Source organism: Streptomyces sp. NBC_00162 (assembly GCF_024611995.1).
Lineage (GTDB): Bacteria > Actinomycetota > Actinomycetes > Streptomycetales > Streptomycetaceae > Streptomyces.
On the sequence record NZ_CP102509.1, the window covers coordinates 909,854 to 927,379 of the forward strand.

Annotated in this window: 12 protein-coding genes and 2 pseudogenes; 11 read left to right on the forward strand and 3 right to left on the reverse strand. The window is 71.4% G+C overall.

Annotated features, from left to right (window positions below; translation table 11 throughout):
• The first annotated feature begins 173 nt into the window (after nt 1–173).
• A pseudogene (locus JIW86_RS04975) lies at nt 174–1,447 on the forward strand (glycosyltransferase).
• Here JIW86_RS04975 and JIW86_RS04980 read toward each other — a convergent pair.
• From JIW86_RS04980 to JIW86_RS04990, 3 genes are all read right to left on the reverse strand, one after another.
• Nucleotides 1,402–1,860 carry a GNAT family N-acetyltransferase gene (locus tag JIW86_RS04980; RefSeq protein WP_257559219.1) on the reverse strand — a complete coding sequence of 153 codons (459 nt, stop codon included), beginning with the start codon at nt 1,858–1,860 and terminating at the stop codon, nt 1,402–1,404. The pseudogene JIW86_RS04975 and the gene JIW86_RS04980 overlap by 46 nt on opposite strands.
• Nucleotides 1,861–1,944: 84 nt before the next feature.
• Nucleotides 1,945–3,156 carry an NAD(P)/FAD-dependent oxidoreductase gene (locus JIW86_RS04985; protein ID WP_257552686.1) on the reverse strand — a complete coding sequence of 404 codons (1,212 nt, stop codon included), beginning with the start codon at nt 3,154–3,156 and terminating at the stop codon, nt 1,945–1,947.
• A complete protein-coding gene (locus JIW86_RS04990; RefSeq protein ID WP_257552687.1) occupies nt 3,153–3,473 on the reverse strand; it encodes a bifunctional 3-phenylpropionate/cinnamic acid dioxygenase ferredoxin subunit in 321 nt (106 codons plus the stop codon). The genes JIW86_RS04985 and JIW86_RS04990 overlap by 4 nt, the downstream gene beginning before the upstream one ends.
• A 177-nt stretch (nt 3,474–3,650) precedes the next feature.
• On the opposite strand from JIW86_RS04990, the gene JIW86_RS04995 reads away from it, so the two are divergent.
• From JIW86_RS04995 to JIW86_RS05040, 10 genes and pseudogenes are all read left to right on the forward strand, one after another.
• The gene (locus JIW86_RS04995) at nt 3,651–4,469 is read left to right on the forward strand and encodes an IclR family transcriptional regulator (protein WP_257552688.1); all 819 of its coding nucleotides are present in this window, start codon (nt 3,651–3,653) and stop codon (nt 4,467–4,469) included.
• A 248-nt stretch (nt 4,470–4,717) separates the two neighbouring features.
• Nucleotides 4,718–5,803 (forward strand): S-(hydroxymethyl)mycothiol dehydrogenase, encoded by a 1,086-nt coding sequence (locus JIW86_RS05000; protein ID WP_257552689.1) that lies wholly within the window; start codon nt 4,718–4,720, stop codon nt 5,801–5,803.
• Nucleotides 5,800–6,435 (forward strand): MBL fold metallo-hydrolase, encoded by a 636-nt coding sequence (locus JIW86_RS05005; protein ID WP_257552690.1) that lies wholly within the window; start codon nt 5,800–5,802, stop codon nt 6,433–6,435. The genes JIW86_RS05000 and JIW86_RS05005 overlap by 4 nt, the downstream gene beginning before the upstream one ends.
• 33 nt (nt 6,436–6,468) lie before the next feature.
• Nucleotides 6,469–8,912: pseudogene (locus JIW86_RS05010) on the forward strand (GcvT family protein).
• A gap of 30 nt (nt 8,913–8,942) precedes the next feature.
• Nucleotides 8,943–10,154, forward strand: coding sequence for an N-methyl-L-tryptophan oxidase (solA, locus tag JIW86_RS05015; RefSeq protein ID WP_257552691.1), 1,212 nt, complete (start codon nt 8,943–8,945; stop codon nt 10,152–10,154).
• Between the two features lie 10 nt (nt 10,155–10,164).
• Complete coding sequence (locus JIW86_RS05020) at nt 10,165–11,295, forward strand: aromatic ring-hydroxylating oxygenase subunit alpha (RefSeq protein WP_257552692.1); 1,131 nt, start codon at nt 10,165–10,167, stop codon at nt 11,293–11,295.
• Entirely contained in the window at nt 11,288–12,760 is a 1,473-nt protein-coding gene (locus JIW86_RS05025) for an aldehyde dehydrogenase family protein (protein WP_257552693.1), read from the forward strand. Before JIW86_RS05020 ends, JIW86_RS05025 begins: the two co-directional genes overlap by 8 nt.
• A gap of 59 nt (nt 12,761–12,819) precedes the next feature.
• On the forward strand, nt 12,820–14,373 hold the full coding sequence (locus tag JIW86_RS05030; protein ID WP_257552695.1) for an APC family permease: 1,554 nt from the start codon (nt 12,820–12,822) through the stop codon (nt 14,371–14,373).
• The gene (locus JIW86_RS05035) at nt 14,370–15,935 is read left to right on the forward strand and encodes a GMC family oxidoreductase (RefSeq protein ID WP_257552696.1); all 1,566 of its coding nucleotides are present in this window, start codon (nt 14,370–14,372) and stop codon (nt 15,933–15,935) included. The genes JIW86_RS05030 and JIW86_RS05035 overlap by 4 nt, the downstream gene beginning before the upstream one ends.
• A 449-nt stretch (nt 15,936–16,384) precedes the next feature.
• On the forward strand, nt 16,385–17,515 hold the full coding sequence (locus tag JIW86_RS05040; RefSeq protein WP_257552697.1) for a globin domain-containing protein: 1,131 nt from the start codon (nt 16,385–16,387) through the stop codon (nt 17,513–17,515).
• Nucleotides 17,516–17,526: the final 11 nt, after the last annotated feature.

Sequence of the window (17,526 nt, forward strand, 5' to 3'; positions counted from 1 at the left end):
CCGCACCTGCCGCAGACACGCGTGTGCCCCGGCGAGGCGCTGCGAAGTGTCCGCCGTACGCGGCCCGTGCTGCCGGTTTCGGCCTATTGCGCACCGGGGGCTTGCGGCAGGACCGGGGTCATGCCGCAAGATCATCGAGCGAGGCCGGAACCCAGGGGAATGAGAGTCGCGAAATGCGCGTGTTGTTGTCGACGTACGGGTCGCGCGGGGACGTCGAACCGGTGGTGGGACTCGCCGTTCGGTTGCGGGCACTCGGCGCGGAGGTGCGGGTGTGCGCGCCGCCGGACGAGGAGTTCGCGGAGCTGCTGGCCGGTGTCGGCATACCACTGGTGCCGGCCGACCGGCCGGTGCGCGCGGTGGTGACCGGGGCGACGCCGCCGCCGGCGGGGGCGTGCCCCAGCGCGCGGCCGAGATGATCGCCGCATACTTCGACGCGGTCGCCGCGGCGGCCGAGGGATGTGATGCGCTGGTGGCGACCGGCCTGTTCCCGGCCGTGGCCGGCACCCGGTCGGTGGCCGAGAAGCTGGGCATCCACTACGTGTACGCGGGGCTCCAGCCGACGATCCTGCCGTCACCGCACCACCCTCCGCATCCTTACCCGGGCCGGCCCTTGCCGGCGGACGTGACCGACAACCGGGTGCTGTGGGACCTGAACATCGAGTCCATGAACGCGCTGTTCGGCGCGGCGTTCAACACCCACCGGGCGTCGATCGGCCTGCCGCCGGTGGACAACGTCCGCGACCACGTCTTCACCGACCGGCCGTGGCTGGCGACGGACCCGACCCTGGGCCCGTGGCAGGAACCGGCCGACCTCGACGTCATACAGACCGGCGCGTGGCTCCTGCCGGACGAACGCCCGCTGTCGGCCGAGTTGATGGCGTTCCTGGACGCCGGCACACCACCGGTGTACGTGGGCTTCGGCAGCATGCCCATGCGCGCCTCGAAGGACGTCGCACGGGTGGCCATCGAGGCGATCCGCGCACAGGGCCGCCGCGCACTCGTCGCCCACGGCTGGGCCGACCTGGCCCTGATCGACGACCAGGAGGACTGCTTCGCCGTCGGCGAGGTCAACCAGCAGGCCCTGTTCGGCCGGGTGGCCGCCGTCGTACACCACGGCGGCGCGGGTACGACGACGACGGCCGCCCGGGCCGGTGCCCCTCAGGTGGTGGTACCCCAGATCGTGGACCAGCCGTACTGGGCCGGCCGGGTGGCCGATCTGGGCATCGGCACGGCACACGACGGTCCGGCTCCGACCACCGAGTCCCTGTCAGCCGCGCTCGGAACGGCCCTGGCCCCCGAGACCCGCGCACGAGCGACCGCCGTGGCCGACATGATCCGCACCGACGGTACGACGGTGGCCGCGAAGCTGCTGCTCGACGCGATCAGCCGAGAGAAGCAGCTTCACGTTCCGAGGGCAGCGGCTGTACCCGGCCGTCGCACCATGTAGATGTCGATCGGGTCCTGAACTTCCGTGGTGAACCCGTGGCGCTCGTACAGCCGGCGGGCGGCGCTGCCCTGCAGGACGTTCAGGCGGACGAACACCCCGTCGGCATCGGCCCGGTCCAGGAGCGTGCGCAGTACGGCCGAACCGAGCCCCCGGCCCTGGGCTTCCGGAGCGAGATAGAAATGCTCCAGCCACTGTCCGCTCTCGGCCGGGCGCACCGTGACGCAGCCCGCGAAGGCGCCATCGGCCACGATGACCGAGGTGTGCTGCGGGGAGAAGGAGTCCCGCAGCCGCCGGCGGACCCGATGCTCGTCGAACCGGCCCAACCGCTCCAGGTCCGGGCGCATCACCGTCGCCCGCAGCTCCGCGATCGCATCGACGTCCGCCGGCTCCGCGGAACGCAGCTCCCATTCCATGGGGCGGCCCGACTCGATGCCGGGCGCCGCCCGGTCGGGTCGTATGCCGTCCGCCCTCGCAGTCGTATCCATGGCCGGAGTATCTCAATGGCCTGCCGTGACGGGTGGCGGGGGCGGGGCTGGGCCAGGGCCGAGGTCAGGCGGCCGGGTGGCCGGGCGGGCGAGTTCGCGGCGGGCGCGCAGGAAGGGCTTGGGACGGTCGACGGCCAGCACCGCCGTCGTACGGCCCTGATGCTCGTACAGGCACAGGAAGCTCCCCTCGTCCGTGGAGCCTTCGACGACACGGACGGTGTCGCCTTCGTGCCGTTGCCCCGCGAACTGGATGCGTGAACCGTACTGGTCCGACCAGAAGTAGGGCAGCGGGCGGGCGCTGTCCACCGTCCGGCCTGCCAGCAGGTTGCGCACGGCGACGGCGGGCTGCTCGGTCGCGCTGGTCCAGTGCTCGGCGCGCAGGCCGCCGACCCGGGCGACGTCCCCGACCGCGACGACCTGCGGCAGTGCGGTGACGCAGCCGTCGTCGCAGAGCACGCCGTCGCCGAGCAGGAGGGCGGAGCCGGCGAGCCAGCCCGTGTTGGGTACGGCTCCGATGCCCACGACGACCAGGTCGGCGGGGAGCACCCGGTCGTCGGTCAGCTCCACGGCCGTGACGGCCCCCCGCCCGAGCAGCCGGGAGACGCCGGTGCCGGTGATGAGCTCCGCTCCGCCGCGCCGGTGCAGGGCGGCGCACACACCGGCCATCTCCGGTCCGAGCTGCGGGACCAGCGGCAGCGGCGCCGCCTCCACGACGGTGACGTCATGGCCGAGCGAGACGCAGGAGGACGCGGTCTCGGCGCCGATGAATCCGCCGCCGATCACGACGACCCGGCGGGCGGCGCCGCTCAGGGCGTCTCGCAGGGCGCATGCGTCGTCGAGCGTACGGAGGGTGTGGACCCCCGCGAGCCCGGAGGTACCCGGCAGGCGGCGGGCGGAGGCGCCGGTGGCGATGACGAGTCCGTCGGTGACGAGGGTCCTGCCGTTGTCCAGCAGGAGGGTTCGGCCACCCGCGTCGAACCCATGGGCGCGGGTGGCGAGCAGCCATTGCGCGGCGAGGTCGGTCTCCTCCTCCGCGTCGCAGAGGGCGAGTTGTTCCTCGTCCGCCCGGCCGGAGAGGAAATCCTTGGACAGGGGCGGCCGGTCGTAGGGGCGGTGACGTTCCTCGCCCACGATCACCAGCCGGCCGTCGAAACCCTGGGCGCGCAGCTCGCGAGCGGCGTACAGGCCGGCGAGCGAGGCGCCGACGACCGTGACGGTTCTCATGCGGCGGTGTCCTCCTGGGCGGCCGGGCGGACGTGGATGACGCCGTCGGCGACGACCACTTCGTGGGTGCGGACGGGCCGACGGGCGGGCAGGCAGGTCGGCTGCCCGGTCCGGAGATCGAATGAGGCGGCGTGGAGCGGGCATTCGACCAGACAGCCTTCGAGCCATCCCTCGGACAGCGAGGCGTCCTGATGGCTGCAGGTGTCGTCGATGGCGTACAGCTCGCCGTCGGCGTTGAACACCGCGATGGGCGGTGTGGTGTCGATACGGACGGATTCGCCCGCAGGGAGGTCTTCAAGGCGGCAGACGGGAATCACGGGCCCCCTCGTCCAGCGCTCATCGCTGGACTCTTCGATAGCATGAGGTTGCGTATGGCGCATGATGGATCGCGATGCGCAACAGAATCCGGTCGGGCTGCCCACCGCGTCAAGGGCTTCCCGAGGATGTGTCCCAACCGTGTGCCCAACGGACCGGAAGATGGTGGGAGTTGAGCTATGACCGGCGACCAGGCAGTGGCTGAACAGAGCGGTGAGACACCGGCCCGAACGCCCAAGGGAGCGGCAGGCGCGATCCAGTCGGTGGACCGCGCCGTGAGCGTGCTGGAGATCCTCGCCCGGCATGGCGAGGCCGGTGTCACCGACATCGCCGACGAGCTGGACGTGCACAAGTCCACGGCGTTCCGGCTGCTCGGCGTACTGGAGAACCGGGGCCTGGTCTCGCAGGCCCAGGACCGCGGCAAGTACTTCCTCGGCGCGGGCATCCTGCGCCTGGCGGGGGCAGCGGCCACCCGCCTGGACATCTCCCAGGAGGGCGCCCCGGTGTGCCGGGAACTCGCCGACGAGCTGGGCGAGACGGTGAACATCGCGGTCCTGGACGACGATGCCGCCGTCAACATCATGCAGGCGCGCGGCCCCGCCTCGGTCACCGCGCAGAACTGGCTGGGCCGGCGCACGCCCCTGCACGCCACCTCCAGCGGCAAGGTGCTCCTGGCTCATCTGCCGGTGACGCTGCGCGAAGGACTCCTGGCCCGGGCGTTGCCGCGGTTCACCGAGTACACGGTGACCAGCGCCGGCATGCTGCGGGCCGAGCTGGACGCGGCGCACGCGCAGGGCTTCGCGATCGTCGCGGAGGAGCTGGAGCTGGGCCTGAACGCGGTCGCCGCGCCGGTGCGCGCCCACGACGGCCGGGTGATCGGCGCGCTCAGCGTCTCGGGCCCGGCCTACCGCCTCGAGCGGGACCGGCTGCCGGAGCTCGCCGCGCGGACGGTCGTCGCCGCCGACCAGCTGTCGCGGCGGATGGGGCATGGCTTCTGAGCCATTTCGCGGAGCTGCGCCCCACGCGACGCGGGGCCGGGGTGACCCGGCCCCGCGTCGTCGTATGCGCGGGTATGCGGGGTGGACGCGCGTGGAGCTCGTATCGCCGGCGTTTCCGTGCGCCCTCGGCGTCCTCCTGGATTTGCCAGTGCTCAACACCGGCCTCTTGACGGCAGGTTGTCGGCGTTCCCACTATGTTCCCCATCACGCAACCCTTCGTGCACTGCGCAACAGCCGAGGAGCCCATCGTGCCCCATGAGGTCCGTGCCGTCGTTGCCGTGAAGAAGGGGGCACCCGTCGAGGTGCAGACGATCGTCGTCCCCGATCCCGGCCCCGGCGAGGTTCTCGTCTCCGTCCAGGCCTGCGGTGTCTGCCATACGGATCTGCACTACCGGGAAGGCGCCGTCAACGACGACTTCCCCTTCCTGCTCGGCCACGAGGCCGCCGGCACGATCGAGTCCGTCGGGGACGGCGTCACCGACCTGGCACCGGGCGACTACGTGGTGCTCGCCTGGCGCGCCCCCTGCGGAAACTGCCGTTCCTGTCGCCGCGGCCGCCCCTGGTACTGCTTCGCCTCCCGCAATGCCGCACAGCCGATGACGCTCCTGGACGGCACGCCCCTCTCCCCCGCCCTCGGCATCGGCGCCTTCGCCGAGAAGACCCTGGTCGCCGCGGGCCAGGCCGTGAAGGTCGACCCGGCCGCCCCGCCCGAGGCCGCTGGGCTCATCGGCTGCGGAGTGATGGCCGGTTACGGCGCCGCGGTGAACACCGGAAAGGTCGGCCGGGGCGACACCGTCGCGGTCATCGGGTGCGGCGGCGTCGGGAACGCCGCGATCGCGGGCGCCTCGCTGGCCGGGGCGCGGCGGGTCATCGCCGTCGACATCGACGACCGCAAGCTCGACGCCGCAACCCGCTTCGGCGCGACGCACACGGTCAACTCCCTTGGTACGGAAGCCATCGAGGCCGTGCGCGGACTCACCGGCGGGTTCGGTGTGGACGTCGCCATCGACGCGGTGGGCCTGCCCGAGACCTACCGTCAGGCCTTCTACATGCGCGACCATGCGGGCGTGCTCGTGCAGGTCGGGGTGCCCGACCCGGACATGCGGATCGACCTGCCGCTCATCGACCTGTTCTCGCGCGGAGGCGCACTGCGGTCCTCCTGGTACGGGGACTGCCTGCCCAGCCGCGACTTCCCCGTCCTCATCGACCAGTACCTGTCGGGCGGACTCGACCTGAACGCCTTCGTCTCCGAGAAGATCGCGCTCGGCGAGGTGGAGCAGGCGTTCGCCAAGATGCAGCGGGGCGAGGTCCTGCGCTCGGTGGTGATGCTGTGACGGACCGGCAGACCGGCCGCGTGCGCGCCGAACGGGTCGTCACGTCGGGCACGTTCAGCCTCGACGGCGAGACCTTCGACGTCGACAACAACGTCTGGCTCATCGGCGACGACGAGGAGGTCCTCATCGTCGACGCGGCCCACGACGCCCGTTCGATCCTGGCCGCCGTCGCCGGACGCCGGGTCACCGCCGTCGTGTGCACCCACGGCCACGACGACCACATCGGCGCGGCCGCGGCCCTGGCCGAGGCCACCGGGGCTCCCGTCCTGCTGCACCCCGCCGACCGCGAACCATGGGACCACGTCCACCCGTTGCGTGCTCCGGACGGCGAACTCTGCGACGGGCAGCGGCTGCTCGTCGCCGGTACCGAAGTGCGCGTCCTGCACACCCCCGGCCACACGTGGGGCAGCTGCAGTATCCACGCGCCGTTCCTGGACGCCGTGTTCACCGGCGACACCCTCTTCCACGGCGGTCCGGGCGCGACCGGCCGCTCGTACTCCGACCCCCCGACGATCCTGGCATCCGTACGGAGCCGCCTGCTCACGCTCCCCGGCGCGACCGTCGTCCACACCGGGCACGGCGAGGACACCACCATCGCCGCCGAGCGCGTCACCCTGTCGACCGTCCGCTAGGTCCCGCCATCCCCACCCGATGCAAGGAGGGGCATGTCCCACGCACCCGTACCCAGTCCCCGTGTCGTGGTCATCGGCGCCGGCATCGTCGGCTGCTCGCTCGCCGACGAGCTGACCGCCCGCGGCTGGACCGATGTCACGGTCCTCGAACAAGGCCCGCTCCCCGCCCCCGGCGGATCCACCTCCCACGCCCCGGGGCTCGTCTTCCAGACCAACCCCTCCAAGACGCTCACCGCGTTCGCCGCCTACACCGTCGAGAAGTTCAGCGCACTCGAAGTCGACGGCCTGCCCTGCTTCAACCCGGTGGGCGGCCTGGAACTGGCCACCACCGAGGAGCGGCTGGCCGACCTCCACCGCAGGGCCGGTTACGCCGCCTCCTGGGGCGTCCGCGGCGAGCTGATCTCCGCCGAGCGGTGCAAGGAGCTGTGGCCGCTGCTCGACGCGAGCAAGGTCCTCGGCGGCTTCTTCACCCCGGACGACGGCCTCGCCCGCGCCGTCCTCGCCTGCCGGGCCCAGCGGGAGCGCGCCGAGGGCCGCGGCGCCCGCTTCCTGGAGCGGCACACCGTCACCGGCATCGAGCGGGAGGACGGCCGGGTGACGGGTGTCGTCACCGACCGGGGTGTCTTCCCCGCCGACCACGTCGTGTCGGCGGCTGGCTTCTGGGGTCCGGTCGTCGGCCGGATGGCGGGGATCGACGTGCCGCTGCTGCCGTTCGCCCACCAGTACGCGAAGACCCGGCCGCTGCCGGAGCTCGCGGGTGTCAACGACCCGCGCACCGAGGCGTCCCGGCCGATCCTCCGCTTCCAGGACCGCGACCTCTACTTCCGGGAGCACACCGACAGGATCGGCATCGGCAGCTACGCCCACCGGCCGCTGCCCGTCGACCCGTTCACCGTCCCGGCCTACGACGAGGCGCCGGTCATGCCGTCCTCCTTCCCCTTCACCCCGGAGGACTTCGCGCCGAGCTGGGAGGACTGCCGGGAACTGCTGCCCGCACTCGCCGCGAGCGAGGTCGAGGAGGGATTCAACGGAGTCTTCTCCTTCACGCCGGACGGGATGCCCCTGCTCGGCGAGACCCGCACGCTGCGCGGATTCTGGCTCGCCGAGGCCGTCTGGGTCACGCACTCGGCGGGGGTGGCCCGGGCCGTCGCGGAGTGGATGGTGGAGGGCCGGCCCCGGATCGACGTCCACGAGTGCGACCTGACCCGCTTCGAGGACGCCCAGCGCTCCCCCGCGTACGTCGCCGATCGCGGCGCCCGGCAGTTCATCGAGGTCTACGACGTCCTGCACCCGCTGCAGCCCATGGAGCAGCCGCGCCCCTGCGGGTGAGCCCCTTCCACGCCCGCCAGCAGGAGCTCGGGGCGTACTTCCTGGAGGGCGGCGGCTGGGAGCGTCCGCACGGGTACGAGGCCAACGCCCCGCTCGCCGAGGGCATCGACCTGCCCGAGCGGGACGCCTGGTCGGCCCGTCACTGGTCGCCGATCGCCGCCGCCGAGGCACGGGCGACCCGCGAGAAGGTCGCCCTGTACGACATGACCCCGCTGCGCAGGCTGGAGGTCACCGGGCCCGGCTCCCTGGCCTTCCTCCAGCGCATGACGACCAACAACCTCGCCAAGAAGCCCGGCGCGGTGACGTACACGCTGCTGCTCGACGAGACCGGCGGCATCCGTTCGGACCTCACCGTGGCCCGCCTCGCCCCCGACCGCTTCCAGATCGGCGCGAACAGCCGCGCCGACGAGGACTGGCTGCTGCGCCACGCCCCCGACGACGTGCGGATACGTGACATCACCTCCGGCACCTGCTGCATCGGGGTCTGGGGCCCGCTCGCCCGCGCCCTGGTGCAGCCGCTGACCCGGGACGACTTCTCCCACCAGGGCTTCGGCTACTTCCGCGCCCTGGAGACGTACCTCGGCCACGTACCGGTGACGGCGATGCGGCTGAGTTACGTCGGCGAGCTCGGCTGGGAGCTGTACACCACCGCCGACCTGGGGCTCCGGCTCTGGGACACGCTCTGGGAGGCCGGGCGGGAGCACGGCGTGATCGCCGCCGGCCGCTCCGCCTTCAACAGCCTGCGCCTGGAGAAGGGCTACCGCTCGTGGGGCCTGGACATGACCGACGAGCACACCCCGTACGAGGCCGGGCTCGGTTTCGCCGTACGGATGGACAAGGGCGACTTCCTCGGACGGGCCGCTCTGGAGAAGGCGGGCGAGCCGCGGCGCAAGCTCACCGCACTGCTGCTGGACGACCCGGCGGCCGTCGTACTGGGCAAGGAACCGGTGTACGTGGGCGGTCTGCCGGCGGGGTACGTGACCAGCGCCTCCTACGGCTACACGCTGGGCCGCTGTGTCGCGTACGCCTGGCTGCCCCCGCTCACCGCCGGCACCCCGGTGCACATCGAGTACTTCGGCGAGAAGGTACCGGCGACCGTCGCCGACGAGCCGCTGTTCGACCCCGACATGAGCCGCATCCGCCGCTAGGGCCTGGAAGCGTCCGAGGAGGACCCCGCTGTGTCACCCACCTATGACGTGATCGTCGTCGGCCTGGGCGGAATGGGCAGTGCCGCCGTCCACCACCTGTCCGCGCGCGGCGCGCGCGTGCTCGGCCTGGAGAAGTTCGGTCCGGTCCACAACCGCGGTTCGAGCCACGGCGGTTCGCGCATCACGCGGCAGTCGTACTTCGAGGACCCCGCGTACGTGCCGCTGCTGCTGCGCTCCTACGAGCTGTACGAGGCCCTGGAGCGCGACACCGGCCGGGACATCGCGACCCTGTGCGGCGGCGTGATGGTCGGCCGCCCCGATTCCCGTACGGTGTCCGGTTCACTGCTCTCGGCCCGGCAGTGGGACCTGCCGCACGAGATGCTCGACGCGAAGGAGATCCGCCGCCGCTTCCCCACCCTCACCCCTGCCGAGGACGAGGTGGCGCTGTACGAGGCGCGGGCCGGGCTCCTGCGCCCGGAGAACACGGTCGCGGCCCACCTCCAGCTGGCCACGCGGTCGGGCGCGGATCTGCACTTCGAGGAGCCGATGCTGCGCTGGGAGCCGTACCGCGACGGGGTTCGGGTCCACACCGCCGAGGACTCCTACACCGCGGGCCAGTTGGTGATCTGCCCGGGTGCGTGGGCACCGCAGCTGCTCACCGACCTGGGTGTGCCGTTCACCATCGAGCGGCAGGTCATGTACTGGTTCCAGCCCGACGGCGGCACCGGTCCCTTCCTCCCCGAGACCCATCCGATCTACATCTGGGAGGACGCGAACGACGTCCAGTGCTACGGCTTCCCCGCGATCGACGGTCCCGGCCTCGGCGCGAAGGTGGCGTTCTTCCGCAAGGGCACCGTCTGCACCCCGGACACCATCGACCGGACCGTGCACGAGGACGAGGTCGCGGCGATGGCGGAGCAAGTCTCCCGGCACATCCCGTCCCTGCCCGGACGGTTCCTGAAGGCCGCCACCTGCATGTACTCCAACACCCCCGACGAGCACTTCGTGATCGCGCGCCATCCGGCGCACCCCGGCTCGGTGACCGTGGCCTGCGGGTTCTCCGGCCACGGATTCAAGTTCGTGCCCGTCGTCGGCGAGATCGTCGCCGACCTCGCCCTGAACGGCGCCACCGAGCACCCCATCGAGCTCTTCGACCCGCGCCGGCTGTCCGCGCCGGCCGCGACCGTGCCTGCGACCGTGCCTGCGACCGCACCCGTGCCCGCGCCCGCGCCTTCCGCCTGAGGAGTCCGCCGTGACGGCAACCGACCTCCCGCCCAGCCTGATCGCCACGCTCCCCGGCCGCTTCTACACCGACCCGGAGATCTTCCGGCTGGAGCAGGAGCGGGTCTTCGAATCGATGTGGTTCTGCGCCGTGCGCGGCTCCGACCTCGACCGGCCCGGTGCGTTCCGTACCGTGCAGGTCGGCCGCGAGAGCGTGATCGTGACCCGTAACCGGGCCGGCGAGCTGCGCGCCTTCCTCAACGTCTGCCGGCACCGCGGCGCGCGGCTGTGCACCGAGGAGTCCGGCGAGGTGCGGCGCACGCTCCAATGCCCGTACCACGCCTGGACGTACGACCTCGACGGCAAGCTGATCGCCGCCCCCAACCTGGTGACGATGCCCGACGTCGACCGCACCGCCTACGGCCTGGTGACGGTCCACTTGCGCGAATGGCTGGGCTACGCGTGGGTGTGCCTGGCCGACGAGCCGCCGTCCTTCGAGGACACCGTGATGAGCGCGGCCGTGGAGCGGCTCGGCGACGCGGCGTCCATCGAGCGGTACGGCACCGAGCGTCTGGCGCTCGGCCGGCGGATCACGTACGACGTGAAGGCGAACTGGAAGCTGATCGTCGAGAACTTCATGGAGTGCTACCACTGCGCGACGATCCATCCCGAACTCACCGAGGTGCTCCCGGAGTTCGCACAGGGTTACGCGGCCCAGTACTACGTGGGGCACGGAGCGGAGTTCGCCGAGGAGGTCAAGGGCTTCACCGTAGACGGCAGCGAGGGTTTCGCCAGACTGCCCGAGGTGGCCGACGAGCAGGACCGCCGCTACTACGCCATCACCGTCAAGCCGACCGTGTTCATCAACCTCGTGCCCGACCACGTGATCCTGCACCGGATGTTCCCGCTCGCCGAGGACCGCACGGTCGTCGAGTGCGACTGGCTGTACGCGCCGGAGGTCGTCGCATCGGGCGCGGACGTGTCGAAGTCCGTGGAACTGTTCCACCGGGTCAACGTCCAGGACTTCGACGCCTGCGAGCGCACCCAGCCGGCGATGGCCTCCCGCGCCTATCGCGCCGGCGGCGTACTGGTGCCGTCCGAGCACCACCTCGGGATCTTCCACAGCTGGCTGAACGAGAAACTCGGAGGCACCCGTGCCTGATCTGTTCATCGGCGGGGCGTGGCGGGCCGCCCGCGACGAGCGCACGCGGGAGATCCGATGTCCCGCCGACGGCACCCTCGTCGCGGAGGTCGACGAGGCGGGCGGCAAGGACACGTCCGACGCCATCGCCGCGGCCCGCCGGGCGTTCGACGAGGGCCCGTGGCCGCACACCTCCGCCTCCGAGCGCGGCGATCTGCTGCTGCGCGTCGCCGATCTGATCGCCCGCGACAAGGACGCGCTGGCCCGCGCCGAGTCCCTCGACACCGGCAAGCGCCTGGTGGAGAGCGCGTACGACATCGACGACATCGTGAACTGCTTCCGGTACTTCGGGCGGCTCGCCGCCACCGAGACGGGCCGGGTGATCGACACGGGCACGGCGAGCGCCGACAGCCGGGTGGTGCACGAGCCGGTCGGGGTCTGCGCACTGATCACTCCGTGGAACTATCCGCTGCTCCAGACGGCGTGGAAGGTCGCGCCGGCCCTAGCCGCGGGCAACACCTTCGTCCTGAAGCCGAGCGAGCTGACCCCGCACACCGCGATCCACCTGATGCGCCTGCTCGCCGAGGCGGGACTGCCCGGCGGGGCCGCCAACCTCGTGCTCGGCGCGGGCCCCGAGGCGGGTGCGCCGCTCGCCGACCACCCCGACGTCGACCTGCTCTCCTTCACGGGTGGCCTGCAGACCGGCCGCCGGCTGATGGTCGCGGCCGCCGGTACGGTGAAGAAGGTCGCGCTCGAACTGGGCGGCAAGAACCCCAACATCGTGTTCGCGGACGCCGATTTCGAGACGGCGGTGGACATGGCGCTGACGGCCGTGTTCCTGCATTCGGGACAGGTCTGCTCTGCGGGGGCGCGGCTGCTCGTGGAGGACTCGCTGCACGACCGGTTCGTCGACGAGATCGTGCGCAGGGCCCGGAGGATCCGCCTGGGCGGTCCCTTCGACGAACGGGCGCAGACCGGGCCGCTGATCTCGGCCGCCCACCGCGCCAAGGTCGAGGCGTACGTCACGCGCGGCGTCACCGAGGGCGCGGTGCTGCGCTGCGGTGGCACCCGGCCCGAAGGGCCCGCGTACGACCGGGGCTTCTACTACCTGCCGACCGTCCTCGACGAGTGTGACGCGGGGATGTCGGTGGTACGGGAGGAGTCCTTCGGCCCGGTCCTGACGGTGGAACGGTTCCGCGACGGCGACGAGGACGAGGCCGTGCGGCTCGCGAACGACACGGTCTACGGCCTCGCGGGCGCGGTGTGGACGGGCGACGAGGGCAGGGCGCGGCGCATCGCGGGACGGCTGCGCCTGGGCACCGTATGGATCAACGACTACCACCCCTATCTGCCGCAGGCGGAGTGGGGCGGGTTCAAACAGTCCGGCACGGGGCGGGAGCTCGGTCCGGCCGGTCTCGCGGAGTACCGCGAGACGAAGCACATCTGGCGCAACACCGCACCGCAGCCGCAGGGCTGGTTCGCGTGACGCGTCACCCGACGCATCGCCTGAGACACAACCTCTACCGTCTGTCCAGGAGTTGACCCATGGCCACTGATCCACCCTCCCCGCCGAGTGACGACGCCGAGCTCGCCGAGTTCGGCTACCGTCCCGAACTCAAGCGGACGCTCGGCAACTTCCACACCTTCGCGGCCGGCATCTCGTACATCTCGATCCTCACGGGCACCTTCCAGCTCTTCTACTTCGGATTCGCCAGCGGCGGTCCCGCCTACTGGTGGTCCTGGCCGATGGTCTTCGCCGGCCAGTTCATGGTCGCGCTCTGCTTCGCCGAGCTGGCCGCCCGCTATCCGGTGGCGGGCTCCATCTACAACTGGGCGAAGAAGGTGGGGAACGGACACGTCGGCTGGCTCGCCGGCTGGATGATGCTCATCGCCTCGATCGTCTCCATCGCCGCCGTGGCCCTCGCCTATCAGTTGACGCTCCCTCAGATCTCGTCCGTCTTCCAGTTCGTCGGAGACGGGACGGGAACGTACGACGTGGCGACCAACGCGGTGCTCCTCGCCGCCGCCCTGATCCTCTTCACCACCGTCGTAGGCGCCTTCGGCGTGAAGCTGATGGCGCGGATCAACACCGCGGGCGTCTTCCTCGAACTCATCGCCACCGTCGTACTGATCGTGCTGCTCGCGGTGAACGTCGTACGCGGCCCGCAGGTCGTCACCGAGACGGCCGGCACCGGCTCGGGCCAGCCCTTCGGCTATCTCGGGGCGTTCCTGATCGCCTCGCTCGCCTCGGCCTATGTGATGTACGGCTTCGACACCGCGGCCTCGCTCGGCGAGGAGTCCCTCGACCCCTCGCGCAACGCACCGCGCGCCATCATCCGTGCGATCGTCGCCTCGTTCGTCCTGGGCGGCCTCGTCCTGATCCTCGCGCTGATGAGCGTGTCGAGTCTGCGTGGCGAAAAGCTGTCCACCGACGGGCTGCAGTACGTGGTCCTCGACGTCCTCGGCCCGACGGCCGGCAAGGCGATGCTGTGGTGCGTGCTGATCGCGGTCACCGTCTGCGCGCTCGCGGTGCACACGGCGGCCGTCCGGCTCGCCTTCGCCATGGCCAGGGACAACAACCTGCCCGCGTCCTCGCGGCTCGCGAAGGTCAGCCCGCGGTTCGGCACCCCGATCCTGCCGACCGTGATCATCGGGGTGCTCGCCCTCGCGATCCTGCTGGTCAACATCCGCCAGCCGCAGATCTTCACCGTGGTCACCAGCATCGGCATCGTGATGGTCTACGTCGCCTATCTGCTGGTCACCGGGCCGATGCTGGTGGCGCGGCTGCGCGGCCGGTGGCAGCCCGCGGAAGGCAAGTTCTCGCTCGGCCGCTGGGGGCTGCCCGTCAACATCGTTGCCGTGCTGTGGGGGGCGGCGATGACGCTCAACCTGATCTGGCCGCGGTCGGCCGTCTACAACGCGGCCGCCCCGTACCACTGGTACCTGCGCTGGGGCGCGGTGCTGTTCGTCGGCGCGATCGCGCTGGGCGGCTTCGCCTACTACTGGTTCGTCCAGCGGCACCGTACGGGCGTCCTCGCCGAACACGCCGCCGCGGGACGCCCCGAGCCCGTCGCGCTGAAGGAGGTCACCTCCACATGAGCGAACACACCGGAGAGTCAGCGGAGTTCGACTACGTCGTGGTCGGGGGCGGCACCGCGGGCAATGTCGTCGCGGCGCGGCTGAGCGAGGACCCGTCGGTCACCGTGTGCGTCCTGGAGGCGGGCCCGAGCGACGTCGGGGACGACGACGTCCTGAAGCTGGAACGGTGGATGGGGCTTCTGGAGTCCGGCTACGACTGGGACTACCCGGTCGAGCCGCAGGCCAGCGGCAACAGCTTCATGCGGCACGCGCGCGCCAAGGTGCTCGGCGGCTGTTCCTCGCACAACTCCTGCATCGCCTTCTGGGCGCCCGCCGAGGACCTGGACGGCTGGGCGGCGGCCGGCTGTACGGGCTGGAGCGCGGCGGACCTGTTCCCCCTGTACAGGAGGCTGGAGAACAACGACGCCCCCGGCGCCCACCACGGCCGGTCGGGACCGGTGAGGCTGCGCACCCTCAAGGGCGAGGACCCGTGCGGCGCCGCCCTCCTGGAGGCGTGTGCACAGGCGGGCATCCCGACGACGCCGTTCAACACCGGCTCGACGGTGGTGCGCGGTGCCAACTGGTTTCAGATCAACGCGGACGAGAACAACATCCGGCAGTCCTCCTCGGTGGCCTACCTCCACCCGGTGCTGGGCAAGCGCCCCAACCTGGAGGTACGCACCGGAGTGCGAGCGAAGAAGCTGGTGTTCGACGGGCTGCGCTGTGTCGGCGCCGCGTACCTGGACCCGGATCTCGTGCACACCCGTACGGTCCGTGCCCGCCGCGAGGTCGTCGTGTCGTGCGGCTCGATCGACACGCCGAAGCTGCTGATGCTGTCGGGGATCGGCCCGGCGGAGCATCTGCGGGAGGTGGGCGTGGAGGTGCTCGTGGACTCCGCGGGGGTCGGCGAGAACCTCCAGGACCACCCGGAGGGCGTGATCATGTGGGAGGCGCGGCAGCCGATGACCACCACGTCGAGCCAGTGGTGGGAGGCGGGCATCTTCTACGACACCGAGCCGGGTCTGGACCGGCCGGACCTGATGTTCCACTACGGCTCGGTGCCCTTCGACATGAACACCGCCCGGCACGGCTATCCGACGTCCGAGAACGCCTTCTGTCTGACGCCGAACGTGACGCGTGCGAAGTCGCGCGGCACGGTGCGGCTGCGGACGCGCGACTACCGCGACAAGCCGAGGGTCGACCCCCGGTACTTCACGCACGAGCACGACATGCGGGTGATGAGGTACGGCATCGAGCTGGCCCGCCGGATCGCCGCGCAGCCGGCGCTCGCCGGGTGGGCGGGGGCCGAGCTCGCCCCGGGCCCCGATGTGCGCACCGCCGACGAGGTGCGCGACTACGTCCACACGACGCACAACACCGTCTACCACCCGGCCTGCACGGTGAAGATGGGGGCCGACGGCGACCCCATGGCGCCGCTCGACGCCCGTCTGCGGGTCAAGGGGGTCGTCGGACTGCGGGTCGCGGACGGGTCGGTGATGCCGGACCTCATCACGGTCAATCCGTGCATCACGACGATGGTGATCGGCGAGAAGTGCGCCGATCTCCTGCGCGCGGACGCCTGACGGGGGAGGGCGGAGGCGGTGTGCCGGGTCGGCGGTGACGGCGTGGTGGCGATGTGAAGATCGAGCGGACGCGAAGCACCTCTTAGCGGAAATACCGGTCCAGACGGAATCGTCCGCTGCCGGTCGTGACTTCGGGTTACTTCTGAGTCACCGACAGGGTCATGTAGCGTCCGGATCCGCTTGATCCGCTTCATCGCTCCCGCCCCACCGTGAGGACTCATGCCCGCCACCTTCGACGCCCCCGTCACCGCTCTCCTGAGACGACGGAGCGACGCCGCCCCGCGGTCCGCCGGCGGGAAGCCATCCCGAATAGCGGATGGAGGAGCGCTGGCCCCTTGAGGTTCCGGATCGATCGTTCAGGCCACAACACCTCCGCGCACCCGTCTCCGCAGGGCCCGGCGCCCGCTCCGGCCGTCCACGCCGTTGAGCCAGAGGCCGTCGAGGCACCCTTGTCGGCCCACGAGATCGACCTCATACGCGCCTCCGTCTCGGTGGTCGAGCCGCTCGCCGCGGAAATGACGGTGTACTTCTACGCGATCCTGTTCGCCCGGTACCCCGAGGTCCGGCCGATGTTCCCGCCGGGAATGGACGCACAGCGCGGCCGCCTGCTGCGCGCGCTGCTGCGCATCGTGGACCTCGTCGACGACCCGGAGAGCCTGGTCCGCTTCTGCGGACACCTCGGACGCGACCACCGCAAGTTCGGCACCCTCGGCGCGCACTTCCCGGCCGTGGGCGAGTGCCTCCTCGCTTCCCTCGCCCGCTACGCCGGCCCCGCGTGGACCGCGGACCTCGCCGCCGCCTGGACCAAGGCGTACGGCGTGGTCGCCCAAGTGATGATCAGCGCGGCCGAAGAGGACGAGGCGGTACGGCCCGCCGTGTGGCCCGCCACGGTCGTGCACCGCGTCTCGCGCGGAAACGGGATCGCCGAGATCACCGTACGTCCCCACCTGCCCTACGCCTACGCCGCGGGACAGTACGTGAGCATCGAGACTCCGTGGTGGCCGAAGCACTGGCGCTACTACTCCCCCGCCAACGCGCCCCGCGAGGACGGCACCCTCACCTTCCACGTGCGCGCGGTGGCCGGCGGCACGGTCAGCAAGGCACTTGTGAACCGAGCGGTGGTGGGCAACGAGCTCCAGCTGGGGCCCCCGATGGGCGACATGGTCCTGGACGCCGCCGTCCACAGCGATCTGCTGTTCGTGGCCGGCGGCACCGGCCTCGCCCCGATCCGCGCGCTCGTCGAGGAGGTGGCCCGTCGCGGCGGGCGCCACCAGGTCGACCTGTTCCTCGGCGCCCGTACCGGCGCCGAGCTGTACGGGGTCGACGACATGCTCCGGATGGCCCAGCGCCACCACTGGCTGACCATCAGGGGCGCGGTCTCCCACGAGCACATCCCCGGAATCCGGGGCTCCCTGCCGCAGGTGCTGGCCGAGTACGGGCCGTGGTACCAGCACGACGTCTATCTCAGCGGCCCGGCCCAGATGGTCGTCTCCGCCAACGAGACGCTCACCCAGGGCGGCACCTTGCCCGAACGCATCCACCACGACCCGTTCGAAACGCCCGTTCTGTCCATGTCCTGAGCCACCCGCTT